General features: G+C 73.9%; 24 protein-coding genes. 12 read left to right on the top strand and 12 right to left on the bottom strand.

From position 1 onward, the window contains the following. Positions 1 to 47: 47 nt before the first annotated feature. Together ABS735_RS11190 and ABS735_RS11185 are read right to left on the bottom strand one after the other, a co-directional pair. The gene (locus tag ABS735_RS11190) at positions 48 to 1,574 is read right to left on the bottom strand and encodes a hypothetical protein (protein ID WP_373906246.1); all 1,527 of its coding nucleotides are present in this window, start codon (positions 1,572 to 1,574) and stop codon (positions 48 to 50) included. 93 nt (positions 1,575 to 1,667) lie between these two features. After that, positions 1,668 to 2,363, bottom strand: a complete 696-nt coding sequence (locus ABS735_RS11185) for a GntR family transcriptional regulator (RefSeq protein WP_373906247.1) — start codon at positions 2,361 to 2,363, stop codon at positions 1,668 to 1,670. 128 nt (positions 2,364 to 2,491) lie between these two features. Between ABS735_RS11185 and ABS735_RS11180 the strand changes: the two genes are divergently transcribed. From ABS735_RS11180 to ABS735_RS11160, 5 genes are all read left to right on the top strand, one after another. Beyond that, positions 2,492 to 3,814, top strand: a complete 1,323-nt coding sequence (locus ABS735_RS11180) for an MFS transporter (protein ID WP_373906248.1) — start codon at positions 2,492 to 2,494, stop codon at positions 3,812 to 3,814. After that, positions 3,811 to 4,644 (top strand): putative hydro-lyase, encoded by an 834-nt coding sequence (locus ABS735_RS11175; RefSeq protein WP_373906249.1) that lies wholly within the window; start codon positions 3,811 to 3,813, stop codon positions 4,642 to 4,644. Before ABS735_RS11180 ends, ABS735_RS11175 begins: the two co-directional genes overlap by 4 nt. Before the next feature lie 72 nt (positions 4,645 to 4,716). Next, complete coding sequence (locus tag ABS735_RS11170; RefSeq protein ID WP_373906250.1) at positions 4,717 to 5,475, top strand: LamB/YcsF family protein; 759 nt, start codon at positions 4,717 to 4,719, stop codon at positions 5,473 to 5,475. Beyond that, complete coding sequence (pxpB, locus tag ABS735_RS11165) at positions 5,472 to 6,098, top strand: 5-oxoprolinase subunit PxpB (RefSeq protein ID WP_373906251.1); 627 nt, start codon at positions 5,472 to 5,474, stop codon at positions 6,096 to 6,098. The genes ABS735_RS11170 and pxpB overlap by 4 nt, the downstream gene beginning before the upstream one ends. Beyond that, on the top strand, positions 6,095 to 6,964 hold the full coding sequence (locus tag ABS735_RS11160) for a 5-oxoprolinase subunit C family protein (RefSeq protein WP_373906252.1): 870 nt from the start codon (positions 6,095 to 6,097) through the stop codon (positions 6,962 to 6,964). Before pxpB ends, ABS735_RS11160 begins: the two co-directional genes overlap by 4 nt. Before the next feature lie 181 nt (positions 6,965 to 7,145). On the opposite strand, the gene ABS735_RS11155 is transcribed toward ABS735_RS11160, so the two are convergent. The 5 genes from ABS735_RS11155 to ABS735_RS11135 all read right to left on the bottom strand — a co-directional run bounded on the left by ABS735_RS11155 (position 7,146) and on the right by ABS735_RS11135 (position 12,712). Continuing rightward, positions 7,146 to 7,994: an SGNH/GDSL hydrolase family protein gene (locus tag ABS735_RS11155; protein ID WP_373906253.1), complete on the bottom strand. Its 849-nt coding sequence runs from the start codon at positions 7,992 to 7,994 to the stop codon at positions 7,146 to 7,148. Next, a complete protein-coding gene (locus ABS735_RS11150; protein WP_373906254.1) occupies positions 7,991 to 9,148 on the bottom strand; it encodes a glycosyltransferase in 1,158 nt (385 codons plus the stop codon). The genes ABS735_RS11155 and ABS735_RS11150 overlap by 4 nt, the downstream gene beginning before the upstream one ends. Then, positions 9,145 to 10,272 carry a glycosyltransferase family 4 protein gene (locus ABS735_RS11145; protein ID WP_373906255.1) on the bottom strand — a complete coding sequence of 376 codons (1,128 nt, stop codon included), beginning with the start codon at positions 10,270 to 10,272 and terminating at the stop codon, positions 9,145 to 9,147. Before ABS735_RS11145 ends, ABS735_RS11150 begins: the two co-directional genes overlap by 4 nt. A 294-nt stretch (positions 10,273 to 10,566) precedes the next feature. Continuing rightward, positions 10,567 to 11,985, bottom strand: a complete 1,419-nt coding sequence (locus ABS735_RS11140) for a HEAT repeat domain-containing protein (protein WP_373906256.1) — start codon at positions 11,983 to 11,985, stop codon at positions 10,567 to 10,569. 334 nt (positions 11,986 to 12,319) lie between these two features. Beyond that, the gene (locus ABS735_RS11135; protein ID WP_373906257.1) at positions 12,320 to 12,712 is read right to left on the bottom strand and encodes an ankyrin repeat domain-containing protein; all 393 of its coding nucleotides are present in this window, start codon (positions 12,710 to 12,712) and stop codon (positions 12,320 to 12,322) included. Between the two features lie 281 nt (positions 12,713 to 12,993). On the opposite strand from ABS735_RS11135, the gene ABS735_RS11130 reads away from it, so the two are divergent. After that, positions 12,994 to 13,188 carry a hypothetical protein gene (locus ABS735_RS11130; RefSeq protein WP_007447353.1) on the top strand — a complete coding sequence of 65 codons (195 nt, stop codon included), beginning with the start codon at positions 12,994 to 12,996 and terminating at the stop codon, positions 13,186 to 13,188. A gap of 53 nt (positions 13,189 to 13,241) precedes the next feature. Beyond that, on the top strand, positions 13,242 to 15,020 hold the full coding sequence (locus ABS735_RS11125; protein WP_373906258.1) for a hypothetical protein: 1,779 nt from the start codon (positions 13,242 to 13,244) through the stop codon (positions 15,018 to 15,020). A 165-nt stretch (positions 15,021 to 15,185) separates the two neighbouring features. On the opposite strand, the gene ABS735_RS11120 is transcribed toward ABS735_RS11125, so the two are convergent. Then, positions 15,186 to 16,685 (bottom strand): SCO1417 family PLP biosynthesis transcription factor, encoded by a 1,500-nt coding sequence (locus ABS735_RS11120; RefSeq protein WP_373906259.1) that lies wholly within the window; start codon positions 16,683 to 16,685, stop codon positions 15,186 to 15,188. A 64-nt stretch (positions 16,686 to 16,749) separates the two neighbouring features. Between ABS735_RS11120 and yczE the strand changes: the two genes are divergently transcribed. The 4 genes from yczE to ABS735_RS11100 all read left to right on the top strand — a co-directional run bounded on the left by yczE (position 16,750) and on the right by ABS735_RS11100 (position 20,324). After that, complete coding sequence (yczE, locus tag ABS735_RS11115; RefSeq protein WP_373906260.1) at positions 16,750 to 17,499, top strand: membrane protein YczE; 750 nt, start codon at positions 16,750 to 16,752, stop codon at positions 17,497 to 17,499. Beyond that, positions 17,496 to 18,263, top strand: a complete 768-nt coding sequence (locus ABS735_RS11110) for a glycerophosphodiester phosphodiesterase family protein (RefSeq protein WP_373906261.1) — start codon at positions 17,496 to 17,498, stop codon at positions 18,261 to 18,263. The genes yczE and ABS735_RS11110 overlap by 4 nt, the downstream gene beginning before the upstream one ends. A gap of 53 nt (positions 18,264 to 18,316) precedes the next feature. Beyond that, a complete protein-coding gene (locus tag ABS735_RS11105; RefSeq protein ID WP_373906262.1) occupies positions 18,317 to 19,672 on the top strand; it encodes an MFS transporter in 1,356 nt (451 codons plus the stop codon). A gap of 277 nt (positions 19,673 to 19,949) precedes the next feature. Further along, a complete protein-coding gene (locus ABS735_RS11100) occupies positions 19,950 to 20,324 on the top strand; it encodes an RNA polymerase-binding protein RbpA (protein WP_003977404.1) in 375 nt (124 codons plus the stop codon). Between the two features lie 184 nt (positions 20,325 to 20,508). Here the strand turns inward: ABS735_RS11100 and fxsA are convergent, their stop codons facing one another. The 4 genes from fxsA to ABS735_RS11080 form a co-directional block, all read right to left on the bottom strand. Next, positions 20,509 to 21,084: an FxsA family membrane protein gene (fxsA, locus tag ABS735_RS11095; RefSeq protein WP_373906263.1), complete on the bottom strand. Its 576-nt coding sequence runs from the start codon at positions 21,082 to 21,084 to the stop codon at positions 20,509 to 20,511. A gap of 46 nt (positions 21,085 to 21,130) precedes the next feature. Further along, positions 21,131 to 22,000, bottom strand: a complete 870-nt coding sequence (locus ABS735_RS11090; RefSeq protein ID WP_373906264.1) for a polyprenol monophosphomannose synthase — start codon at positions 21,998 to 22,000, stop codon at positions 21,131 to 21,133. Positions 22,001 to 22,524: 524 nt separating this feature from the next. Then, positions 22,525 to 24,129 (bottom strand): amidohydrolase, encoded by a 1,605-nt coding sequence (locus tag ABS735_RS11085; protein ID WP_373906265.1) that lies wholly within the window; start codon positions 24,127 to 24,129, stop codon positions 22,525 to 22,527. 89 nt (positions 24,130 to 24,218) lie between these two features. Further along, a complete protein-coding gene (locus tag ABS735_RS11080; protein WP_019983923.1) occupies positions 24,219 to 24,659 on the bottom strand; it encodes an Lrp/AsnC family transcriptional regulator in 441 nt (146 codons plus the stop codon). 267 nt (positions 24,660 to 24,926) lie between these two features. On the opposite strand from ABS735_RS11080, the gene ABS735_RS11075 reads away from it, so the two are divergent. Beyond that, complete coding sequence (locus tag ABS735_RS11075; protein ID WP_373906266.1) at positions 24,927 to 25,364, top strand: hypothetical protein; 438 nt, start codon at positions 24,927 to 24,929, stop codon at positions 25,362 to 25,364. Positions 25,365 to 25,559 lie beyond the last annotated feature (195 nt).

Genomic DNA, 25,559 nt, shown 5'->3' with positions numbered 1-25,559 from the left:
GCTGTGGTGGTGGATGGGGCGCCGGGAGGGGTGCTGTGGGCCGGACGTCATGCCGCCTCCGTCCGGTCCGCGGCCATGCCCGCCGCGTCCAGCAGTGCCGTGCCGACGATGAGGTCGGCGCCGCCGAACTCGGGGTCGTCCAGCTCGGTGCCGTCGTCGACGGCGAACAGCAGCTTCGGTTCGCCCTGGCGGTAGGCGGTGCCGACCGGCGGGCTGGCCGCGTGGACGGCGAGCAGGGCGACGAGGTACGGCAGTTCGGCGTCGCGGGCGCGGGCGTCGGCCAGCAGCCCCGAGAGCCGGCGCGGGGCGTCGTGCGGCAGGTCGAGCAGTTCCATGGCGGCGGCGAGCTGCTCCTCGCTGAAGCGGCTGTCGTCCGGGGTCGCGATGAGGTCGGGTTCCGGCATCTCGGCGCCCAGGTGCTCCCGTTCCACCGGTGGAGTCAGGAGTATGTCGACGAGGTCGCCGACCCGGACGGAGACGGGCGTGCGCAGCCCGGTGCCGCGGGCGAAGAAGGCGTCGGTGACGCGGAGCGCCCGCTCCACGGGCAACGGCAGGACGGGGGCGACGAGGTGGCCGTACAGGTCGAGGCCGGAGGTGGTCAGGGGGGTGGCGAAGGCCTGCCGGTCCTGCTCGGCGCGGAAGAGCGGGCCGGCCTCCAGGAGGCGGGACTGGAGCTGGGTGTGGCGGCGGATGCAGTCCTTGACGATGTCGACCAGCTCGGCGGCGCGGCGCTTGTGCTCGGCGTCCTCGGTCTCGTCGCGGGCCTTGCGGATGTTGGTGAGGATCGCGTTCTCGTGCCGGTAGCGGTCGGCGACGTGGTCCAGGGCCTCGGCGATCATGTCGGGGACGGCGCTGAGCCAGTCCACCGCGCGGACGTTGCGCCGGGTGGCGTCCAGGGCGCGGCGCAGGGTTTCCGAGTACTGGACGGTCCGGTACCGGGCCTGTTCGGCGGCGAGCTGGGCGTCGGCGAGGCGACCGCGGCTGATCAGCACCTCGAGCTTGACCTCGGCGGCGATCTGGGCGCTGGTGACGTCGGTGTCCAGGGCGCCGACGAGGACGTTGACCGCCTCGTCGGTGGTGCGCAGGTAGACGGTGCCGCCGGGGCCGGGGACCTCCTCCAGCAGCTTGAAGTCGTAGTCGCGGCGGACGTAGGTGCCGTCCGGTCCGAAGGTGCCGTACACCGCGCGGAAGCCGCGGTCGACGCTGCCGACGTTGATCAGGTTCTCCAGGACCCAGCGGGCCACCCGCTCGTGCTCGGCGGCGGGGCGGCGCGGGGCCTGGGCGGCGACGCGCGGGATCAGCCTGGCCACTATCTGGTCGTGGTCGGCGCCCGTGTCGAAGTCCATGTTCAGCGTGACGAGGTCGATGGCGGCGAGGGCGACCTCCGCCATGCCGTACACCGAGTACTCGCCGGCGAGGTTGGCCTTGCGTGCGTCGAGGTCGTGCAGCGGCGCCGTGCAGGCGAGCGCGCGCAGCCGCCGCGCCAGCCCCTCGTCGGCGGCCGGGCCCGGTGCGGGGCGCGGCCCCGCGCTGAGCTGGGGCGGAACGCTGTCCGTCGATGCAGGCGAAGTCACGGTGCACAGACTAGGTCCTCGGTCTGACATCGACCCAAACGACGCAGTTGTGCCCCTGGACGGCACGGTGGCCGGCCACCGTGCGAACCTGGCCTACGCGTCGTCCCCGACCCGCCGCAGGTAGACCTCCACGACCCGCTTCAGCGAGTTCTCGAGGTAGACCGCGAGCAGTCGCGCCGCCGTCTCCCGCTCACCGCTCTCCAGGGTCGCGAGGAGCTCCGCGTTCCGGGCGATGTACGGCTCGTGCAGGCGCCGCGGGTCGTCGACGACGTGGAAGGCGAGGCGCAGTTCGGCGAAGACGCTGCGCATCAGTTCGTCGGTGCGTTCGCTGCCGGCGAGGGCGACCAGCTCCCGGTGGAAGTGGATGTTGGCCGTACCCACGCCTTTCCAGTCACCTTCACCGGCCGACCGGCGCCCGTCCTCGACGGCCTCGGCCAGCCCGTCCAGCGAGTACGGCGGTTCGCCGAGGCCGCGGACGACGGCGCACTCGACGAGGGAGCGGGTGCGGTAGATGTCCTCGACGTCCTCGACCGTCAGGACGCGGACGAAGACACCCCGGTTCAGCTCGTGGACGAGCAGGCGTTCGTGCGTGAGCAGGCGGAACGACTCGCGCAGGGTGTTGCGGGAGACGCCGAGGGCGCCGCCGATGCTGTCCTCCGAAAGCCGGGTCCCGGGTGGGAAGTAGCCCTCGGCGATCCGGCTCCTGAGGATGTCCGAGACCCGCTCGGCGGTGCTGGTACGCCCGAGGAGGGCGCGGTCGTCGGCCAGTCCCGTCAACTGCTCTGCCATGCCCGGAATTCAATCGCAGATACCAGAACGAAACAACAGGGGTATTGAGGGATCGTTGAACGATCCCCTACGGTGCCACCAAGTACCGCTCGCCCAGCACCCTCCGTCCTCCCACTGCGAGGTGCACCATGAGCACGCCCCCTCCACCCCAGGCCCCGCCCGCCGGCACCCGTCCCGCCGGCATGGCCGAACACGCCTGTGACGACGGCCCGTTCGGCTGGCTGCGCGCCCTCGGCCCGCGGGGCCGCCGCGCCTTCGGCGGCGCGTTCGGCGGTTACGCCCTCGATTCGTACGACTACTTCACGCTGCCGTTGACCATGGTCGCGCTGGCCGCGTACTTCGGCCTGGACAGCGGCCAGACCGGGCTGCTCACGACGGTCACGCTGGTCGTCTCGGCGGTCGGCGGCGCGCTCGCGGGCGTACTGGCGGACCGCGTCGGCCGGGTCAAGGCACTGCTGCTCACCGTGATCACCTACGCCGTGTTCACGGTGGCCTGCGGCTTCGCGCCCAACTACGAGACGCTGCTCGTCTTCCGCGCCCTCCAGGGCCTCGGCTTCGGCGGCGAGTGGGCGGTCGGCGCCGTCCTGGTCGCCGAGTACGCGAGCGCCAGGCACCGGGGGCGCACGCTCGGCGCGGTCCAGAGCTCCTGGGCCGTCGGCTGGGCGCTCGCGGTGGTCGTGTACACGCTGGTGTTCTCGCTGGCCGGGGACGACCTGGCCTGGCGCGTCATGTTCTGGACGGGTGCGCTCCCGGCACTCCTCGTGGTGTGGGTGCGGCGCAGCGTCCATGACGCGCCCAGGGCCGCGGAGGTACGCGAGAAGGGCGCGGGCAAGGGCTCGTTCGCGGCGATCTTCGAGCCGGGCACGGCCGGCTCACCGGGCCTGTTGCGCGTCACGCTCTTCGCGAGCCTGCTCTCCACCGGTGTCCAGGGCGGCTACTACACCCTCGCCACCTGGGTGCCGACGTACCTGAAGGACGAGCGCGACCTGTCGGTCGTCGGCACCGGCGGCTACCTGACGTTCCTCATCTCGGGTGCCTTCATCGGGTACCTCACCGGCGGCCACCTGACCGACGTGCTGGGCCGCAGGCGCAACATCTGGCTCTTCGCGCTGCTGTCGGCGGTCTGCATCCTGGCGTACGCGAACATCCCCAGCGGCGCCGACACCCTGCTCCTGGTACTGGGTTTCCCGCTCGGCTTCTGCATGTCGGCCATCTTCAGCGGCTTCGGCTCGTATCTCAGCGAGCTGTATCCGACGGCGGTACGGGGCGCGGGCCAGGGCTTCACGTACAACACCGGGCGCGCCGTGGGCGCCGTCTTCCCCACCACGGTCGGCTTCCTCGCCGACAGCTGGGGCGTGGGCGGCGCGCTGGTCTTCGGCGCCGTCGGCTACGGCATCGCGGCGCTGGCTCTGCTGGGGCTGCCGGAGACGCGCGGAAAGGAACTGGCATGAACCACCCGCACCCCGCGACCGGGGACCGGCCGCTCGCCCTCGTCGACGAGCACGCGCACGCGTGGAGCCCGGAAACGGCCCGCTCCCGCTTCCGGAAGGGGCTGACCGGCCCCACGGCCGGGGTCGCCGCCGGCCACACCCAGGCCAACCTGATCTCGGTGCCCGCCGACTGGGCGTACGACATGCTGCTGTTCTGCACCCGCAACCCGCAGCCCTGCCCGGTGCTCGACGTCACCGACGCCGGGTCCTGGACCACCGTGCTCGCCGACGGCGCGGACCTGCGCACCGATCTGCCGCGCTACCGGGTGTGGCGGGACGGCGAGCTGGTGGACGAGCCGACGGACGTGCGCGAGTACTGGCGGGAAGATCTGGTGACGTTCCTGATCGGCTGCAGCTTCACCTTCGAGTGGGCGCTGGCCGCGGCGGGCGTCCCGATCCGTCACGTCGAGCAGGGACGCAACGTCCCGATGTACGTCACCACCCGCCGGTGCCGTCCGGCCGGACGGCTGCACGGGCCGATGGTGGTGTCGATGCGTCCCGTGCCGCCCGCGCACCTGTCGGCGGCGATCCGCGAGAGCAGCCTGCTCCCGGCGGTGCACGGCAGCCCGGTGCACTGCGGCGACCCGTCGGCGCTCGGCATCGACGACCTGCACCGGCCCGACTTCGGCGACGCGGTGGCGCGCGAGCCGGACGACATTCCCGTGTTCTGGGCCTGCGGCGTGACCCCGCAGGCGGCGGTCATGGCCTCGCGGCCGCCCTTCGCGCTCACCCACGCGCCGGGACAGATGTTCCTCACCGACGCCCGTGACGACCAGTACCGCGTGGGCTGATCCCGGATGCCACGACACGAGTCACGACACCGGTCCGGTACCGCCCGCGACGACACGGGGAAGACTGGAGACATGACCTCGATCGATCTGAACGCGGACCTCGGCGAGGGCTTCGGCCGCTGGCGGCTCACCGACGACGAGGGGCTGCTGTCCGTCGTCACCAGTGCCAACGTCGCCTGCGGCTTCCACGCCGGGGACCCGGCCACCATGCGCCGGGTGTGCGAACTCGCGGCCGAGCGGGGCGTGACGATCGGCGCGCAGGTCTCCTACCGGGACCTGGCCGGTTTCGGGCGGCGCGCGATGGACGTGCCGTCCGCCGAGCTGGCGGCCGAGGTGGCCTACCAGATCGGCGCCCTGGAGGTCTTCGCCCGGGCGGCGGGCACGCGCGTGTCGTACGTCAAGCCGCACGGCGCCCTCTACAACCGGGTGGTCCGGGACGAGGAGCAGGCCGCCGCGGTCGTCGACGGCGTACTCCTGGCGGGCGGCGCCCTGCCCGTGCTCGGGCTGCCCGGCTCACGCGTGCTGGAACGGGCCGGGCGGGCGGGGCTGCCGGTCGTCCCGGAGGCGTTCGCGGACCGGGCGTACACCGACGAGGGCACGCTCGTGCCGCGCGGACAGCAGGGTGCCGTGGTCGCCGACCCGGACGCCGTCGTGGAACGCGCGGTGGGGCTGGCCCGCTCCGGCAGGGTCACCGCCCGTTCGGGGGCACCGGTCGAGGTCCGGGCGCGTTCTCTGTGCGTGCACGGCGACACGCCCGGGGCGGTGGACCTGGCGCGCCGGGTCCGGGAGCGGCTGGAGGCGTCCGGCGTCCGTGTGGAGGCCTTCGCGTGAACGTCCTGCCGGTCGGCGACGACGCCCTGCTCGTCGAGGTGTCCTCGGTCGAGGAGGCCGAGGCGCTGCACGCGGAGCTGTTGCGGCGCCGCGTGGAGGGGACGCTCACGGCCCGCGAGATCGTCCCTGCGGCCCGCACCGTCCTCCTCGACGGCCTCGCCGACCCGGTCCGGATCGCGGCCGAGCTGACGGCCGCCGAGGTGCCGGCCGCTCCCCCGCGCGCGGGGCGCGTAGTCGAGATCCCGGTCCGCTACGACGGCCCGGACCTGGCCGACGTGGCCGGGCACTGGGGGGTCGCGGAGGGCGAGGTGGCGCGCATCCACGCGGGCACCGAGTTCCGGGTCGCCTTCTGCGGATTCGCTCCCGGCTTCGGCTATCTGACCGGCCTCCCGGCGCGCTACGACGTGCCGCGCAGGGGCACCCCGCGCACCGCCGTACCGGCCGGTTCGGTGGGGCTGGCGGGGCCGTACACGGGCGTGTACCCGCGCTCGTCGCCGGGTGGCTGGCAGTTGATCGGCAGCACGGATGCCGTGCTGTGGGACCACACGCGCGTGCCTGCGGCCCTGTTGTCACCCGGCACGCGCGTGCGGTTCGTCCCTCGGCGACGTCAGGGGCTTCCATGACGGATCGCGCGCTCACGGTCGTCCGGGCCGGCGCCCTGACCACCGTGCAGGACCGTGGCCGGCCCGGCCACGCCCACCTCGGCGTCCCCCGCTCCGGGGCGCTCGACGCGCCCGCCGCGGCGCTGGTCAACCGACTGGTGGGCAATCCGCCCGGCGCCGCCGTCCTGGAGACCACGCTCACCGGCTGCGCCCTGCGCCCGCGGTGCACGGTGACGGTGGCGGTCGGCGGCGCCCCCTGCCCGGTGACGGTGGACGGGCGGCCGGTGTCCTGGGGCGCTGCGGTCGGCGTGCCGGCCGGAGCGCTGCTCGACGTCGGGGCGGCCGACTCCGGGGTGCGCTCCTATGTGGCCGTCTCCGGCGGCGTCCTCGTCGAGCCGGTCCTCGGCAGCCGCTCCACCGACCTGCTGTCCGGCCTCGGGCCGCCCCCTCTCGCGGACGGCACGGTGCTGCCCCTGGGGCGAGCGCGCGTGCCGCACGCGCGCGTGGACGTCGCCCCACAGCCGGCGCCCCCGGCGGAGCTGGTCCTACGGGTGGCGCCGGGTCCACGCGCCGACTGGTTCACGCCGGAGGCGGTGCGGGCGTTCACCTCGTGCGTGTACCGCGTGTCGTCCGCGAGCAACCGCATCGGACTGCGCGTGGACGGGGCCGCGCTGGAGCGTGCCCGCCCGGGCGAACTCCCCAGCGAGGGCACGGTGCTGGGCGCGGTGCAGGTGCCGCCCGACGGCCGGCCGGTGGTGTTCCTGGCCGACCACCCGACGACCGGCGGCTATCCGGTGATCGGCGTCGTGCGCACCGCCGACCTCCCGGCGGCGGCCCAGGCGGTACCGGGCACACCGGTGCGCTTCGTGGCGGTGGGCGGACGCTGACACCGCCGGGCCCGTCCCACCCGCGACCGCCGACGTCCGCTCCCGCCTCACCCCACGCGGACGGCCGCAGGCGCTGACGTCGCCGTACGCGCCGCCCTGGGGCAGCCGCGGGCGTGGTGCGGTGCACGCGCGTACGGTGCACGCGCGTGCGGTGGGCGTCGGCGCGTCACTCGGTCCCGGGTCACACCGCCTCGGGCCGCTCCGCGGTAGGGAGCGCGGCGAGGGCGGCGGAGACCGCGGCGGAGGCGCGCAGGTCGAGCCGGGCGCTCGTCCCGCGCGCGTGGTGCCGCAGTTCGTCGGCGGCGAGCGCCAGCAGTTGCGGCAGCAGGTCGGTGCAGCGCCGGGCCACCCAGCCGGTTCCCGCGGTGGCCAGCCACCACAGACTCGCCGACCGGCTGGGAGCCTGGAATTCGGTCTCGGGCGCCGGCGCGGGCCCCGTGGCGTCGCCGCGCTCGGCGAGCAGGGCGTGGAAGCGCAGGGCCAGTTGCCGGTGACCCCGCTCGCCGGGGTGCAGCCGGTCCGCGCTCCACATCGCGGGGTCCGTGGTCCAGTCGCCCTCGCACGCGTGCAGGTGCACGGCCCCGTACCGGTCGGACAGGGCGTGCACGACATAGTTGACCGCTCCCTGCCGCCGCGCCGGCGGACGGGCGAGCGGTCCCGGCAGTCCGAGCATCGCCCCGGGGTCGGGCAGGCACGCGGTGAGCAGCAGCGCGCCCCGCCCGGTGACCTCGGCGTACACCGTGTCGAGCCGCGCCGCGACGGCGCCGAGGTCGAAGGTGCGGCGCAGGGTGTCGTTGACGCCCACGACGACGGACACGATGTCGGGCCGCAGGGCGAGGCCCGCGCGCAGCTGTCGCTCGGCCACGTCCCGCGTCTGCGCCCCGGCGCGGGCGAGGTTGGTGAAGGCGACGGGCTCCTCGGCGAGCCCGGCCGCGAGCAGCGCCGCCCAGCCCCGCCGGCCGCCCGGCACCGGATCGCCCACCCCCTCGGTCAGCGAGTCGCCGAGGGCCACGAAGCGGACGCGTCTCACGACACGGTCTCAGGCAGCACGGGACTCGTCGGGAGGGTCGCCTCGTGCGCGGCCAGGAACGCCTCGACGGCCGTGTGCCAGCCGAAACACTCCGCACGCGCGCGTGCCGCCTCCCGCCGGTCCGTTCCCCGGCGTGCCAGGAGCAGTTCCACGGCGTCCGCGAAGGCGTCTGCGTGATCGACGGCGACGGCCCCGGCGGAGCCGATCACCTCCGGCAGCGCCGAGGAGGCGCTCGCCACCACGGGCGTGCCGCACGCCATCGCCTCCAGCGCGGCGAGCCCGAAGGTCTCGGCGGGTCCGGGGGCCAGACACACGTCGGCGGACGCCTGGAGGGCGCCGAGCAGCCCCGGGTCGGCGACGTGTCCGAGGAAGGTCACCGGCAGCCCCCGGGACCGCGCCCGCTGTTCGAGTCGCGGGCGCAGCGGCCCGTCCCCGGCCACCACCAGGACCGCCCGCCCGCCGCGCCGCCGGAGCTCCGCCAGCGCGTCGAGCGCCGTACCGGGCCGCTTCTCCACGGACAGCCGGGAGCACATCACCAGCAGCGTCTCGTCCCCGCGCGCGTACCGGGCCCGCAGCCCCGGGTCGCGCAGCTCGGGGCGCCGTCCGGTGAGGTCGACGCCGAGCGGAGCCCGTACGACGTTGCGGGCCCCGATGCGGACGAACTCCCGTTCGGCGAACTCCGTGGTGCACACCACGCGCGCGTAGGCGTGCGCCGTACGGACGTTGAGGGCGTCGGCGGTGCGCCGGGCAGCGCCTTCGGACAGGCCCCAGGTGCGCAGCACGCCGTCGGTGGTCTCGTGGGAGACCATCACGGCGGGGACCCTGGCCCGGCGGGCCCACCTGCCGGTCCACCGCAGGGTGGTGCGGTCGGACACCTCCAGGCGGTCGGGTGCCAGCTCCTCCAGCAGGGCGGCCACGCGCCTCCGGTCGGTCAGGACGCGGTAGCCGCCGGTGCCCGGCAGCAGTGGCCCCGGGAGGGTGATCACGCGGCCCTGCTCGGTCTCCCGGTCGTCGGCGTGCCGGCCGGGGACGACCAGCACGGGGTCGTGTCCGGCCGCGCGATACCCCTTGCCCAGCTCGCGCAGCGCGGTGCGCAGTCCGCCGGAAGCGGGCGCGACGAAGTTGGCGAGCCGGACGATCCGCAGCGCGCTCATGCCGCCAGCACCGCCTTCCGGGAGGCGAGCACGTCCGTGTAGTGGCCGATCAGCCGGTCGCCGACCGCCGCCCAGGTGCGCCCCTCCACCGCGGCCCTCCCGGCGGCACCGTAGGCGCCCCGCAGCCCGGGGTCCGCGGACAGGGACCACACGGCGTCCCGGACGGCGGCGGCGTCACGAGGCGGCACGAGCAGCCCGGTGCGTCCGTGGGCCACGAGGTCCAGCGGTCCGCCCGCCGCCGGCGCGACGACGGGCACACCGCTCGCCATGGCCTCCTGCACGGTCTGGCAGAACGTTTCGAAGGGGCCGGTGTGCACGAACACGTCCAGTGAGGCGAAGACCCGGGCGAGTTCGTCGCCGGTGCGGCGGCCGAGGAAGACGGCGCCCGGCAGCGTCTGCTCCAGTCCGGGCCGGCTGGGTCCGTCGCCGACGACCACGACGCGCACGCCGTCCAGGGCGCAGGCGCCGGACAGCAGCTCCACCTGCTTCTCGGGGGCGAGGCGGCCGACGTAGCCGACGATCAGCTCGCCGTTCGGGGCGAGGGAGCGGCGCTGCGTCTCGTCGCGCAGGTCGGGCCGGAAACGGACGGTGTCCACTCCGCGCGGCCACAGGGCGGCCCTGGGCACGCCGTGCGCCTGGAGGTCGCGCAGGGCCGCGCTGGAGGGGGCGAGGGTGAGGTCGGCGGCGGCGTGCACGGAGCGGATGCGCCGCCAGGCGGCCGCCTCGCCCGCCCCCATGTACGTACGGGCGTAGCCGGCGAGGTCGGTCTGGTAGACGGCGACGGCCGGGACGCCGAGCCGGGCGGCGGCGGCCATGCCCCGCACGCCGAGGACGAAGGGCCCTGCGAGGTGGACGAGGTCGGCGCGGTGTTCGGCGATCGCCGCGGCGACCCGGCGGCTGGGCAGGGCGACGCGGACCTGGGGGTAGCCGGGGAGCGGGAGGGAGGGGATCCGGACGACGCGGCACGGAGCGTACGCGTCCGCCTCGTCGGCGGCGGAGGTGGCCGGTGCGACGACGACGCAGTCGTGACCGCGGCCCACGAGGTGCCGGGCGGTCTGGAGCGCGCAGTGGGCGACGCCGTTGACATCAGGGGGGAAGGATTCGGTCACGATGACGACACGCATACGGGTGTTGTCGCCGGGCTGGACGTGCTCGCGTCAACGTCGATCTTTCCGGACGAGGAACGTCCCGTGAGCGTTGCCCCGCCCACCCGGCGGGGCGGATCACGGCCACGCCCGGCTGAGCCCCGGTCCATCCACCGTTCACCCGCAGCGGCCTCACCCCGTGCCCGCACGCTCGGCCGTCCCCTTCCGGCCGTCCCCTTCCGGCCGTCCCTTCCGGCCGTCCCCTCCGGCCGTCCTCACCGCCCGGCGACGGGCGGCCGGCGCGGCGCCGAGCCGCGCCTGGGCCCGGGGCTCTCACACGGTGGGCATGTCCGGGCCGAAGCGGCTGCGTACCGCCGTCTGGACCTCGTCCTCCTCGGCCGGGTCGGTGGCGAGCCTGCGCAGCCGTTCGACGACGCGGTTGTCACCGGTCTCGGCGTGGCGGGCGGCGAGTTCGCGGGTGGTCTCCTCGCAGTCCCACAGGCACTCGACGGCGAAGCCCGCCGCGAAGGACGGATCCGTGGCGGCCAGCGCGCGGGCGGCCCGGCCGCGCAGGTGTGAGGAGGCGGTTTCGCGGTAGATGTGGCGCAGTACGGGGGCGGCACAGGCGATGCCGAGCCGTCCGGTGCCGTCGACGAGGGTCCACAGGGTCGGCGCGTCGGGGCCCTCACCGCGTACCGCCTCCCGCAGTGCGGCGAGGACGAGATCGCGGTCCTGGGCGGCGCCCCGGCAGGCCAGGACCCGTCCGGCGGCGGCGCCCAGGTCGTCGGGGCGGTGCACCCAGCCGCGCGCCCGGTCGACGGCGGCGAGGCTGCGCATCCGCTCGTAGGCGGCGACGGCGGCCTCCACGACCGGGACGGACCCGGTGGCCACGGCGCCCTCGATCAGGCCGAGGACGTCCGGGTCGTTGGCGTCGGCGAGATAGCGCAGGGCGGTGCAGCGGGCGCCGTCGGTGCCGGACCGTGCGGCCTCGACGATCTCGGGCCGGTCCTCAGGGCCGGCGACGGCCGTGAGGCAGCGGGCGGCCGGCACATGGAGCGGAGTGCCGCGCTCGACGCCCTGCTCGGCCCACTCGAACACGGCCCGCACGCTCCAGCCGGGACGCGGCCCGGTGGAGTTCATCTGGCGCTGCCAGCGGTCGAAACAGCCCGTCTCCTGGGCGGCACGCACGCGCGTGGCGATCGATTCGCGGGGGTCGTCGGCCCACAGGCGCCAGGGCCGGGGTTCGAACGCGTCCCGCACGGCGACGGCCAGCTCGGCCTCGCCCTCGGCGTCGCGCGGGAAGCGGGCCAGCACGGGCGCGGCGAGGGCGCGCAGACCGGCGTCGTCGTCGCGCAGCGCCAGCTCGTCCAGGGCCCACGCCCAGTTGACGCCGTGAGCGGCGTACCGGCGCAGCAGCTGGAGCGCGTCCAGCCGGCCGTAGGAGGCGAGGTGGCCGAGGACGGCGAGGGCCAGCCCGGTGCGCGACTCGTCGGCGTCCAGGACGTCCTCGGGGTCGAAGAGGTGGGCCTCGATCGCGTCCAGCTCGCCGTTGAGGTCGAGATAGAGGCGGGCGTAGTAGAGGGAGCGGTTCTCGACCTGCCAGTCGTGGCGGGGGTCGTGGAGCACACAGTGGTTCAGCGCCGCGAGCGCTTCGGCGCGCGGAGCGGTGAGCGCGTGCAGCGTGCCGTCGCCGCGACCCCGCTGAAGCAGGCCGAGCAGCGTACCGCTGGGCGCTATGACCGGATCGAACATGGGAAACAGCCTCACATCAAGCGTCGACGCAACCGGGGAGCACGCGTTACCTGGCCGTGCGCCAACACGTCGGAGCGCCCGCCGTCTCTTGCTTGCTGAAGACCATGTTCCTCTGCCTCTCGTCGGTGGCCCTTGCGGGCCGTGTCACGGCCCGCGCGGTGCGGCAACATCTGCCCAGCCATCACGTCCGTGAACCACGTCGTCATGATGGCCCGGCGGTCACATCTGCCGCGACCGAAATTTCGGCGGCCCTGTACCGCCTCCCCCGTTTTCAGTGTTTTCCCTGGTCAGAAAGTGTGGAGTGGACCCGGACGAGGCCCCCTCCGCCGTCCCCTCACGGGGCGCCGAACAGCTCCAGCAGGTCCGTCCGGGCGAACATCCGCGCCGTGTCCACGGCCGACGGGGTGCCCGCCGCGGGATCCGCGCCGGCCTCCAGGAGCGCCTTGGTCACTTCCGTCTCACCCTTGAAGGCGGCCCCGGCGAGTGGGGTCTGACCCCGGTCGTTGACGCGGTCGGCGTCGGCGCCACGGGTGAGCAGCGCGCGCACCGCGTCGGCGTGGCCGTGGTAGGCGGCGAGCATCACGAGGGAGTCGCCGCGGTCGTTGGTGAGATCGGCCGGAACACCGGCGTCCACGTACGCCACCAGCTCCTCGGTCCGCCCCTGCCGGGCCAGGTCGAAGATCTTGGTCGCCAGCTCCACGACCTCGGGGTCGGGGGCTTCACTCATCGGCCGGACCACCTCTCACTGCGCAATCACTGCGAACGTGACGCCCGTCCTGGAGCTGACGAACGCCGGGGACAACGTGTGCGCACGGCCACGAGCGGTGTGGCCGTGCGAGTGAATCGCCAGGGTACTGGCTCGCGGGGCACCCGAGCGGACCAAGGACCTCTCGGCCACCTGGGGCAATTCTGACAAATTTCCCCCATTTGCACCTTTTATCGTATGGATACATGCTGTGAGCCTGGAAGTACTCATGGTGACTGTCCCCGTGAACCAGGAGAACTCACATGATCCTCTCGATCTCAGGCGTCGTCCTGCTCGGCGTCGTCGTCTTCATCTTCTTCCGCAAGGACGGCCTCAAGGCCTCGCACCTGCTGGTCGCCGTCCTGTTCGGGTTCTATCTCGCGAGTACGGCCATCGCCCCGAGCATCAAGGCGGGCGGCGAGAGCCTGGCGGGTCTCCTCGGCGGCATCAAGTTCTGACGACCCGCTCCCCCCGCCCGACATCCGCACGTACGCACCTCCAGGAGGCAGCAGTGGCCCGGCGGCCCCTCCCCCGCATTCTGAGCAACGGCGGCGCACAGCTCGCCCGGAGCCGGGAGCTGGCCCGGACGGCGGCCGACAGCGCCACCGACGTCCTCCAGCCGCTGATCACGATCGCCCGCGGTCTGCGCCGACTGGCCGCGGCCGCGCGGCGCAGATGGACCGAGACCCCCAAGGACCGGCGCGGCGCGCTGCTGTTCCTGGTGGCCTCGGTGGTCCTGGTCGTGGCGCTCGTGCCGTACGGCCCGCTGCTCGCCGTCATCGTCCTGATGGCGGCGGCAGCCTGGCAGGGCAGGGACCGCACCCCGCCCGCGCCCGAGGGTCCCGACGACTCCCGGAGCCGGCGTCTGCAGTCGCTGTACGAGGCGCTGGTCCCGTACTTCTCGATCGCGGAGGACCCCGACCCCCTGTACGCCCACGGCGGTGGGTGGGAGAAGGCGTTCCCGGCCCACGAGTTCGACGACGACGGCCGCGTCTCCCACCTGGTGATCCGCTACCCCGCCTACTTCACCGACGGTGAGGCGGAGTCCCGGGCCCGGATCGAGCACCTGCTCACGGCGAAGTCCGGCCGGGGCCGGGAGTACCGCTTCACGTGGGACGAGGAGGCCAACCACCTCTCCGTGGACGTGCTCCCCGCGCTCCCCACCGACATCGCCGCCCAGCGCTTCGTGACGGCGCCCGGCGAGACCGTCCTCGGCTTCACCGACCCGACCCGGGTCCAGCGCACGCTCCCGCTCACCCACGGCGCGGAGCAGCGGGACGTGCCGCCGGTCGTCTGGCGCACCGGCATCCGCTCGACCGAACCCCACCTGCTGGTCCTGGGGCAGCCCGGCACCGGTACCTCCACCCTGCTGCGCTCGGTCGCCCTCCAGGCGCTGCACCACGGCGACCTGCTGATCGTCGACGGGGGCGGCACCGGGGAGTACGCCTGCCTGGTCGGCCGGGACGGCGTCCTGGCCGTGGAATGCGGCCTCACCGGTGCGCTGACCAGCCTGGAGTGGGCCGCCGCGGAGACGGAACGGCGTCTGATCTCCGTCAACCGGGCCCGTCAGCAGGGTCTGGCGGCGCCGGAGGACACCCGGCGGCCCCTGTGGGTCTTCCTGGACCGTCCGACCGCGTTCACCCACCTCGCCGACACGGCCGGCCGCCGGGACCCGCAGACCCTGCTCCAGGTCCCGCTGCGGCACGGCCGGGCCGCGAACGTGACCGTGGTCGTCGCCGACCAGCTGGATGCCCTGGACGGCCTCACCGACGCCGTACGGCAGCACACCCGCGCGCGTGTCGTGCTCGGCCCGGCCACGGCGGACGAGCTGGCGACCGCGCTGGGCGCTCCCCCGCACACCACGCCCGTCGACCAGGTCCCGCCCGGCCGGGGATACGCCCGCCTCGGCACCGGACCGGTGCACCGCCTCCAGGTCCCGGCCACCCCGGACCCGTACGACGACGCCACCAGCGAGACACACCGGCAGGCGGTGCTCGGCCTGCTCCCCCCGCGCACGACGCCGGCGGACGGGGAGCAGGCGCCCCTCCCCCCGGAGGCGAAGGCGGAGGCAGAGGCCGAGGCGGAGGCGAAGGCCGTCTCCATGGAGAAGAGGGACTCCATGGACGAGAAGGACGCCCCGGTCCGCGTGGCCGCGAGCGAGCCGGAGGAGACCGCGGCGGACGCGGAGCCGACCCCGGTGACGGTGGAGAAGGCGACGGCCGGGACGCCGACCGAGCCGGCTCCCGCTGAGCCGGTCCCCGCCGAGGCCGTCGCGGCGGAGTCCTCCTGACGCCGTGGCCGGGGCGACGCGACCCACCGCTCCGCCCCGGTCCCGTCGTTCTCGGCTCGGCACGACGACGCCGTCCCGGCCCCGGCGGCCGAACGGACCGGACTCCGCCCACCGGCATTCGCAGGCGCCGGTGACTCCTCCGCGGGCTGCTCCGCCGGACCGGCCCTACGCCACGAACGTCCGCGGTGCCTCGCCGCCGCCGACGCCCCCGCTCTCCACCAGCCGGGCCGCCGCGGCCAGTCGTACCGCCGCCTCCTCGGCCACCGCGCCGCCGACCGTGAACGGCAGCCGGACGTACCCCTCGAAGGCGCCGTCGACCCCGAAGCGCGGTCCGGACGGGACACGGACGCCCACCCGCTCCCCCGCCTCGGCGAGCCGGGAGCCCGACAGGCCCCCGGTCCGCACCCACAGGGTCAGTCCGCCCCGGGGCACCTCGAACTCCCAGCCGGGCAGCTCCCGCCGCACCGCGGCCACCAGCTCGTCCCGGTTCTGCCGGGCCTGTTCGCGGCGCACCGTCACGGCCTGCTCCCAGCCGCCGGTGCTGAACAGCCAGTTCACGGCGAGCTGCTCCAGCACCGGTGTGCCCATGTCGGCGTACGCGCGCGCGGCGACCAGGCTGCGGATCACGTCGGGCGCGGCACGGACCCAGCCGATGCGCATCCCGGCCCAGAAGGCCTTGCTCGCGGAGCCGACGGTGATCACGGTGGATCCGGCCGGGTCGAAGGCGCACACGGGGCGCGGCATCTCGACGTCGTCGTCCAGCCACAGCTCGCTCATCGTCTCGTCGGCCACGAGCACCGTCCCCGCCGAGCGGGCCGCGTCCACCAGGCGCCGTCGCTGGTCGTCGTCGGCGAGTGCGCCGGTGGGGTTGTGGAAGTCGGCGACGACGTAGGCGATGCGGGGCGCGGCGTCACGCAGCACCTGGCGCCAGCGGTCCACGTCCCAGCCGGTGAGCCCCTCGGCCATCGCGACGGGCACCAGACGGGCGCCGGCCTCGCGCATCAGCTGGAGGATGTTGGCATAGGACGGGGACTCCACGGCGATGCGCTCGCCGCGTCCCCCGAAGAGGTGGCAGATGGCGTCGATCGCGCCCATCGCCCCCGTGGTCACCATGATCTGCTCGGGCATGGTGGGGATGCCCCGCGCGGTGTAGCGCTCGGCGATCATCGCACGCAGCGCGGGCAGCCCGGCCGGGTAGTCGCCATGGGTGTGGGCGTACGGCGGCAGCTCCTCGAGGGCGCCCTGCACCGCACGGGTGAGCCAGGGTTCCGGTGCGGGCAGCGCGGCACACCCGAGGTCGATCACCGAGCCGAGGGCCTCGGGCGGCAGCGGCTCGAGACCGCGGGCCGGCAGCGGGTTCCCGGCCGGAACCGCGGTCCAGCTGCCCGCGCCGCGCCGGGACTCCAGGAAACCCTCGGCCCGCAGCGCCTCGTAGGCGGCGGCGACGGTGGTGCGGCTGACGGTCAGGGCGAGGGCCAGTTCGCGTTCGGCGGGCAGCCGGGCGGCGACCGGGACGCGGCCCTCCAGCACGAGCAGCCGGATGCCGTCCGCGAGCGCGCGGTAGGCCGGCGGGCGGCGCGTGCCGGGCCCGGCCGGGCGGTCCTGCTGGGAGCCGAGCAGCCGGGCCAGCTGCCCCGCTCCCACGGCCGAGGTCCACTGCGCCATGGAAATCAGTCCACCTTCCCCGAATTGGCCATGGTTGACTCTCCTTCTCACGCCACAGGGTGTCATGCGGCAGGCCACTACCACCACACAGGGGGGGCATCTCTTGTCCAGGCATCCAAGGCAGTCCAGTCAGTCGGTGCAGTCCAGTCAATCGGTGCAGTCCAGGCGGTCGGGGCACCTCACGCGGCGGCTGACCCAGCTCTACGGCGGGCTCGTGCTGTACGGCGCGAGCTCCGCGCTGCTGGTCAGGTCCGGGCTCGGTCTTGAGCCGTGGAACGTGCTGCACCAGGGCCTCGCGGAACACACCGGGCTGTCGATGGGCGTGGTGCTGACCATCGTGGGCGCGGTGGTCCTGCTGCTGTGGATCCCGCTGCGCCAGCGGCCCGGCCTCGGCACTGTCTCCAACGTGCTGGTGATCGGCGCCGCGATGGACGCCACGCTGAGCGTCGTCCCGGACGCCCACGGCTGGACGCTGCGGATCGCCGCGATGGTGGCGGGCATCGTCCTGAACGGCGCGGCGACCGGGCTGTACATCGCCGCACGGTTCGGCCCGGGCCCGCGTGACGGGCTGATGACGGGGCTGAACCAGCGCACGGGGCTGTCGGTGCGGCTGGTGCGGACCGCCGTCGAGATCACCGTCGTGGTGACGGGTTTCGCCCTCGGCGGCACCGTCGGCCTCGGCACCCTGCTCTACGCCGTGTCGATCGGCCCGCTCGCCCAGGTGTTCCTGCGCGTGTTCGCCGTGCCGTCGACACCAAGAGGCAGCACAGTGGTTGCCGCCGGTCGACCCCGGCGCGCGATACTGCGTCGGTGACCCCACCGATACGCCACCCGTACCTCGACCACCCCGGCCCGATCGCCTTCGCCCACCGGGGCGGGGCGGCGGACGGTCTGGAGAACACGCTGCGGCAGTTCCGCCGCGCGGTGGAGACGGGCTACCGGTACATCGAGACCGACGTGCACGCCACGCGGGACGGCAAGCTCGTCGCCTTCCACGACGCGACCCTGGACCGGGTGACGGACGGGGCCGGGCGGATCGCGGACCTGCCGTGGGAGGACGTGCGCCACGCGCGCGTGGCGGGTGAGGAACCGGTGCCGCTGTTCGAGGAGCTTCTGGAGACCTTCCCCGAGGTGCGCTGGAACATCGACGTGAAGGCGGAGCCCGCGCTGCGGCCCCTTCTGGAGCTGCTCGGACGGCACAACGCCTGGGACCGGGTCTGCGTCGGCTCGTTCTCCGAGGCGCGCGTGGTCCGCGCCCAGCGGCTGGCCGGTCCGCGCCTGGCCACCTCGTACGGCACCCGTGGCGTCCTCGGTCTGCGGCTGCGCTCCTGGGGCGTGCCGGCCGCGCTGCGCCGCTCGGCGGTGGCCGCGCAGGTTCCCGAGGACCAGTCGGGCATCCGGGTGGTGGACCACCGCTTCGTGCACGCGGCCCACGCGCGCGGGCTGCAGGTGCACGTCTGGACGGTGAACGATCCGGACCGGATGCACCGGCTCCTGAATGTGGGAGTGGATGGCATCATGACCGATCACATCGACACACTGCGCAAGGTCATGGAGGACCGCGGCGTCTGGGTATGAGACCCGGCCGCGCCCCGGGGACGGTGCGCGTTCACGGGGAAGCGAGGGCACGGGTGGGCACCGACACCCTGCGGACGGGCGCGGCCGACGGGGCCGACGGAGCGGCCGAACGGCGGCGCGAGCAGCGCGGCTGGTACGTCTACGACTGGGCGTGCTCCGTCTACTCGACGAGCGTGCTCACGGTGTTCCTGGGGCCCTATCTGACCTCGGTCGCCGAGTCGGCGGCGGACGCGGACGGGTACGTCCACCCGCTGGGCATACCGGTGCGCGCCGGGTCGTTCTTCGCGTACTCGGTGTCTCTGTCGGTGATCGTGGCGGTACTGGTGATGCCCCTGGTGGGTGCCGCCGCCGACCGCTCGGGGCGCAAGAAGCCGCTGCTGGCCGCCGCCGCGTACACCGGTGCCGCGGCCACGACCGCCATGTTCTTCCTCGACGGCGACCGGTATCTGCTGGGCGGCGTGCTGCTGGTCGTCGCCAACGCGGCGCAGTCGGTCGCGATGATGCTCTACAACTCCTATCTGCCCCAGATCGCCCCGCCCGAGGAGCGCGACGCGGTCTCCTCCCGCGGCTGGGCCTTCGGCTACGCGGCCGGTTCCCTGGTCCTGGTCGCCAATCTGATCCTCTACACCGGCCACGACTCCTTCGGGCTGAGCGAGAGCGCGGCGGTCCGCGTCTGCCTGGCGTCGGCGGGGCTGTGGTGGGGCGCTTTCGCCCTCGTCCCGCTCCGGCGGCTGCGCGACCGGCGCGCGGTGGCCCGGGAGGCCGCACTGCCCGGGTTCCGGCAGCTCGCGGCGACCGTCCGCGACATGCGCCGCCGCCCGCTGACGCTGGCCTTCCTGGTGGCGTACCTCGTCTACAACGACGGCATCCAGACGGTGATCTCCCAGGCCTCCGTCTACGGCTCCGAGGAACTGGACCTCGGACAGTCCACGCTCATCGTGGCGGTGCTGCTGGTCCAGGTGCTGGCGGTGGCGGGCGCGCTCGCGCTCGGCCGGCTGGCCCGCAGGTACGGGGCCAAGCGCACGATCCTCGGGTCGCTGGTCGCCTGGACGGTGACCCTCGCGGCCGGGTACTTCCTGCCGGCCGGGGCACCGATGTGGTTCTTCGTGCTGGCCGCCGGGATCGGGCTCGTCCTGGGCGGCAGCCAGGCGCTGTCCCGCTCCCTGTTCTCCCACCTGGTGCCGCCGGGCAAGGAGGCCGAGTACTTCTCGGCGTACGAGCTGAGCGACCGCGGGATGAGCTGGCTCGGGCCGCTGCTCTTCGGGCTCACCTACCAGCTGACCGGGAGCTACCGGGACGCGATCATCTCGCTGGTCGCCTTCTTCGTGCTCGGTTTCGTGCTGCTCGCGCGGGTGCCCGTGCGGCGGGCGATCGGCGACGCGGGCAATCCGGTACCCGAAAGGATTTAGCACTCGGCACGAAAGGGCTGTAGTGTACGCGTTTGGCCTGCCAGGCGTACCGTTACTGCGCGTCAAAGGTGCCGAATCGCTATGTCACATCTGCCAGCGGAGGTGACAAACCGGACGTCGGCGGGTACTGCACTGGTTGCAAGGCTGCGGCTGCGACGGCGACGCAGGGCCCGGATCGGGAGTCGGAACGGGAATCTTTACCGCCGCCCGGACGTTGACCGGATGACGACGACAGCGACACCTGTCCTGTGGGCGACAAGCCCGGGAGGCACGATTCATGAGTGAGCGAGCTCTTCGCGGCACGCGCCTCGTGGTGACCAGCTACGAGACGGACCGCGGCATCGACCTGGCTCCGCGCCAGGCCGTGGAGTACGCATGCGAGAAGGGGCATCGATTCGAGATGCCCTTCTCGGTCGAGGCGGAGATCCCGCCGGAGTGGGAGTGCAAGGTCTGCGGGGCCCAGGCACTTCTGGTTGACGGCGACGGCCCTGAGGAGAAGAAGGCCAAGCCCGCGCGTACGCACTGGGACATGCTGATGGAGCGACGCACCCGCGAGGAGCTGGAAGAGGTCCTCGAGGAGCGGCTGGCCGTTCTGCGCTCCGGCGCGATGAACATCGCGGTCCATCCGCGTGACAGCCGCAAGAGTGCGTAGCGGGAAACCGTAGGCGACAAAGCGACACAACCGAACAACCGCGGGTGCCGTACATGAAGCTCATGTACGGCACCCGCGGTTTTGCCGTGTCAGGGGTGCGGCGGCTGCGCACGCCGGGCGCAGGGGGCGCAGCCGCAGGGGTGCGCCGCGTCAGCCTCCGCGCGTCAGCTTCAGCGCGCCGGCCTCAGCGCGTCAGCGGCGGGCGGGGGTCCTGCGGGGTGTCGTCCGGGTCGTCCCGGATGACCTCGCCCTGGACCACCTTGCCGTCCGGGCGGTGCATCCGCGCCTGACGGAAGGCGTCGCCCAGGGTGCCCGGGCCGGCGTCGCGGAGCTTACGTTCCACCGTCCGCTGGGCGTAGCGGCTGACGGCCTTCTGCACCGGGGGCAGCAGCACGAGCAGGCCGAGCGCGTCCGAGATCAGGCCGGGCAGGATCAGGAGCAGCCCGCCCAGCATCATCAGGCCGTTGCCCTCGCTGTTCGGGCGGGCGGCCTCGGGCGGGATGCCCGACTGCTGCTGGTTGAGCGTCTCCGTGAGGTTGCGGAAGGCCCGGCGGCCGGCCGCCTTGATGACCACGGAGCCGAGGACGACGCCGGCGACCAGGAGCAGGAAGACCACGAAGCCGCTGGAGGCCCCCGCGACCACGACCAGCAGCCAGATCTCCAGCACGAGCCACGCGGCGACGCCCAGCGGCAGGAACGTGCGCAGCCGGGAGCGCGGAGGCCGGGCGGGGGACCTGGGGGTCTGAGCGCCAGTCGTCATGCTCCCAGTGTGCCTGGCTCCGGCTCAGTGCGGCATAAGGGGGCGGTCAGGCCTTGCCGTCGGCCACCTTCGTCGACTTTGTCGACTTGTCGCCCGGAGCCTCCGACCCTTCGGGCACCGTGTCGGTCCGCTTGCCGCGGCCCAAAACCTTGCCGACCCTCTCCCCCACACCCCACGTGGTGACCCGCCACAGGGCCTCGACGAGGATGTCGCGGCTCATCTTGGAGTCGCCGAGCTCCCGCTCGACGAACGTGATCGGCACCTCGACGACGTGGTACCCGGCCTTGACCGCCCGACGGGCGAGGTCGACCTGGAAGCAGTAGCCCTGCGAGGCGACCTCCTCGAGGCCGAGCCCTTCGAGGGTCTCGCGGCGGAAGGCGCGGTAGCCGCCGGTGATGTCACGCAGCGGCAGATCGAGTGCGATCCGCGAGTACATGCTGCCGCCGCGCGAGATGATCTCGCGGGACTTGGGCCAGTTCACCACCCGGCCGCCCGGCACCCAGCGGGAGCCGAGCACCAGGTCGGCGCCCTTGAGGGCGGTCAGCAGGCGGGGCAGCTCCTCGGGCTGGTGGGAGCCGTCGGCGTCCATCTCGATCAGCACGCCGTAATCGTGCTCCAGGCCCCAGCGGAAGCCCGCGAGGTAGGCGGCACCCAGCCCTTCCTTGCCCTTGCGGTGCATGACCTGGACGTGGTCGTCCGCGGCCGCCAGTTCGTCGGCGAGCTTGCCGGTGCCGTCGGGGCTGTTGTCGTCGGCCACGAGCACGTGTGCCTCGGGGACGGCCTCGCGCACGCGCCTGACGATCGCCTTGATGTTCTCCGCCTCGTTGTAGGTCGGGATGATCACCAGGGCCGTGCCCAGGGGGCCGAACCGCCTCTCACGCCCCGCAGCCGCGGGCGTCCCGTCGCCGTCGTTCACCACTGCCCCTTCGTGTCCGTACACAGAGGACCACCATAATCGCCGCGGCCTGCGTCGACGTGACAGGACGGTCGTACGGTGGTGTCGTTTTCCCAGGAGCGGGGTAGGGATGGCCGTTTCGGGCCGTTGTGCGACGGATGGGGGCCCGGCGCCCTTCGGGCCGGCCCCGGACCCGCCGGCTGCGGGTCGACCTGAGCCGTTGTCTACTGAGCGCCCGGGCCCCACCCGGGTCACACCTCCCGACCGGCCGGAACGTTCCCTCGTCGCGGTGCGGGCACTGAGCCTGGCTCCCAGTGGCGGTGCCCCGGTGCGGCACACCGTCCCTGACTCAGCGGCGCCGCGACGCGTATGCGGAAGGTTCCCCGGTCGGGCGTCCGGTGGTGGACTCCGCCGAACCTACCGGCCCCCCGCCGTCGCCTGTCAACAGCCGTTCGACCTGGGCCTTTGCTGTCAATGCGCAGGTCAGCGCGGAGGAGACGCAGGTCGTGGCCGCGCGAAGATCATCGCCCCGTCGGCCGTGGAGATCACTCGCCCGGCCGTACGAAGACGGTCCGGCCGCCCACCACGGTACGCAGGCAGACGGGCAGGTCCCGGCCGGGGGTGAGGTCGGGCAGGCCGGGCGTGCCCGAGCGCGGGTCGGTCGACCAGCGCGCCACCCGGTCGTCCGGGGCCTGGACCACGAGTTCGCCGGTGCGCCACACGGCGTAGTCCGCGGGCACTCCCGGCACCAGGACGCCCGCGTCGTCGCGGCCGATCGCCCGCCAGCCGCCGCGCGTGTGCGCCGTGAAGGCCGCGCGGACGGAGACGCGGTGCTCCGGCGTGCGGTGGAAGGCGGCGGCCCGGACGGTGCCCCACGGGTCGAGGGGGGTGACGGGGCTGTCGGAGCCGAAGGCGAGCGGCACCCCGGCGCGCAGCAGGGCCGCGAAGGGATTGAGCGTGCGGGCCCGCTCGGCGCCCAGGCGCTGGGCGTACATGCCGTCCTCGCCGCCCCAGAGCGCGTCGAAGGCGGGCTGGACGGAGGCGGTCAGGCCCAGCTCGGCGAAGGCCGCGACGGTCTCCGGAGTGAGCATCTCGGCGTGCTCGATCCGGTGGCGGGCGGCGCGCACGCGGGCAAGGCCGATCTTGTCGGCGGCGGCGCGCACTCCCTCCACGACGGCGGTCACGGCGGCGTCGCCGATGGCGTGGAAGCCCGCCTGGAGGCCCGCCTCGGTGCAGGCGACGACGTGCGCGGCGACGGCGGCGGCGTCCAGATGGGCGGTGCCGGTGTGGCCGGCGTCGGCGTAGGGCTGGTGCAGGCAGGCGGTGTGCGAGCCGAGGGAACCGTCGACGAAGAGGTCGCCGGCGGCCCCGACGGCGCCCAGCTCCCGCGCCTTGTCGACGTCCTGTTCGGCCCAGTAGCCGATCACCCGCGGCCCGGGTTCCTCGGCCGACAGGCGCAGCAGGCCGGTGAGATCGTCCTCCGAGGAGATGTCCGGGCCTGCGCATTCGTGAACGGTTCCGATGCCGAGGGAGGCGGCGTGTGCGAGGGCGGCACGCTGGGCCCCGGCGCGCTGGGCCGGGGTGACGGCCCCGAGGGCGGCGGCGCGTACGGCGTGGTGGGCGTCGCCGGTGAGCGGGCCGTCCCCGCGTGCGAGGTCACCGGGCGCCAGGTCGAGCAGGGCGGTGGTGACGACGGCCGAGTGGACGTCGATCCGGCTGAGGTAGAGGGGACGGCCGCCGGTCGCGGCGTCCAGTTCGGCGCGCGTCGGGGGCTGTCCGTCGGGCCAGCGGGCGGCGTCCCAGCCGTGACCGAGGAGGACCCGGTCGTCCGGGCGGGCGGCGGCGAAGTCCCGTACGAGGGCGAGGGCCGCCTCGCGGGTGGAGGCGCCGGTCAGGTCGAGGCCGGTGAGGGCGAGACCCGTGGCGGTGGTGTGCACATGTGCGTCGGTGAACGCCGGGGTGACGAGGGCGCCGTCCAGGTCGATCACCTCGTCGACCCCGTCCGCGAAGGCGTCCGCGGCGCCCTCCGAGCCGACCCAGGCGACCTGGCCGCGTTCGACGACCATGGCCGTCGCGAAGGGGTCGGCGGGACTGTGGACCTCGCCGCGGCGCAGCAGGACGGTCGAGGACGGGGTGGTGGACTCACTCATGGGCACCAGTCTCGCCCCTCACGGGCGCCGCCCGGCAGTCGGGGCGGCCGGGGAACCGGGCGGGGCCCGGCGCTCCCTCGCGGCGCCGGTCAGATCCGCGGCGGCCGGGACTCGTAAGGGGTCGAGAGGACCACGGTGGTGCGGGTGGAGACACCGGCGAGGGAACGGACCCGCGCGAGCAGTTCCTCCAGCTCGTGCGGGGTGGCCACCCGGACCTTGAGGATGTAGTTCTCGTCGCCCGCGACGCTGTGGCAGGCCTCGATCTCGGGAACACCGGCGAGGCGGTCGGCGATGTCGTCGGGGGCACTGGGGTCGAACGGCTTCACCGAGATGAAGGCGGTCATGGGCAGCCCGACGGCCTCCGGGTCGACGACCGCGGCGTAACCGCGGATGACGCCACGCTGTTCCAGCCGCCGCACCCGCTGGTGCACGGCCGACGTGGACAGGCCCGTGGCCTTGCCCAGGTCTGTGTAGCTCATCCGCCCGTCCTTGACGAGCAGCTGCACGATCTGTCGGTCCAGCTCCTCCATGGCGCAAGAACCTACAGTGCGGTTGATCTCCTCGGATAGCCGAGCAGTCCCGGTCATGCCCCGTTCGTGATGTGACGGGGCGTCGTGCGGCGGCCGAGCGGGGACAAACCCGCCGCACGGGGCATCTGCGAGCGGCATGTGACGAAGACCACACTGGTTGAACGGTCTCCGTAATGTTCTCGTGATTACCCCGGAGGGGGGAGGGGAAGTGCTTGCTGTGGTCGAGGCCGCAGTGCCGTCACGGCCCAGCCCGAGGGGGAGAATCCCATGCAGAGTCTTAAGCGCCCTGGTCGTACCGCGCCCAAGCGGCAGCAGCCGGTCGTCGAGCCCGTATCGGAGGGCGTCGAACCCGACGCCTTCGACGACGAGGAGCTCGACACCTACGACACCTTCGAGATGTACCGGGTGTTCTGCCCGGACTGCGCCCAGCCCATCGCCCTGCTGGCGGACGAGGAGACGCTGCCGGAGCACGCGCTGTGTGCCTCGCCGTGGAACCCGTTCGGGCTCACGGTCTGCGTCGGCACCGGCCGCAGGGCCACCGAGGCGCGTCCCGCGGACGAGTCGTTCCAGCCCCACGAGCAGGACACCGCCCTGCTGTTGACGCTCCCCCGGGGCCTCGACTGGCGGACCCAGCCCTTCTCCCACGTCGGCGGCCCGGGCTCGCGCCCGATGCGGGTTCCGACGATGCGGCGCGAAGCGGCCTGAGGCACCCGAGCGCCCCGTTCGGGGGCGTCGCTCGGTTCCCTTCCGTTCCCCACCCGCGCCCCGGCTCGCAGACAGCCGCGGCGCGGGTCGGTGTGCTCCGTTCCGGGCAGGCCGTACGGGTGACCGGAGGGGCGATCGACGGGTCGTCAGGCCCCGGCCGGCAAGCGGCACTTGCCCGAGGTCACCCACGAACTC

It is taken from the genome of Streptomyces sp. MMCC 100 (genome assembly GCF_041538145.2).
Lineage (GTDB): Bacteria > Actinomycetota > Actinomycetes > Streptomycetales > Streptomycetaceae > Streptomyces.
Note: the sequence above shows the minus strand (reverse complement) of the source record. Positions and strands in the feature narration are given on the sequence as shown.